Origin of the sequence: Vibrio sp. 10N.261.52.A1 (assembly GCF_002876325.1) — a bacterium.
GTDB classification, from domain to species: domain Bacteria; phylum Pseudomonadota; class Gammaproteobacteria; order Enterobacterales; family Vibrionaceae; genus Vibrio; species Vibrio chagasii.
On sequence record NZ_MCYD01000484.1, the window covers coordinates 1 to 334 of the forward strand.

Annotated in this window: 1 protein-coding gene; it reads left to right on the forward strand. The window is 36.2% G+C overall.

Going from position 1 to position 334, the window contains the following annotated elements; all coding sequences use genetic code 11:
- Nucleotides 1–334: oligosaccharide flippase family protein (locus BCT81_RS05630; protein ID WP_157938852.1), on the forward strand; the 334-nt coding region annotated here is incomplete at both ends.

Sequence of the window (334 nt, forward strand, 5' to 3'; positions counted from 1 at the left end):
GTTAAAGACGTTCGCTGGTACAGCTGGTTTAAGAATAAGTGGACAATTATGCACAATTGTTAGCGGTATATTTTTTGCCAGGCTCCTAGGGCCCGAAGAATACGGAAAATATAGCCTGATACTATCAATAATTGCAATATCGGTACTTCCCGCTACGGCTGGACTTCCAGAGCTTATTATACGTGAGATATCAAAATATCGTGTTGGAAATAAATGTTTTAAGCTAAACGGTATTCTAGTTTGGTCATTGTTCTTTGTTTTAGTAACCTCAACTGTTTGTTGTGTTATTTTAATGGCCCTTTCCAGCAATAATATTTTTTCCGAAGATATTAAT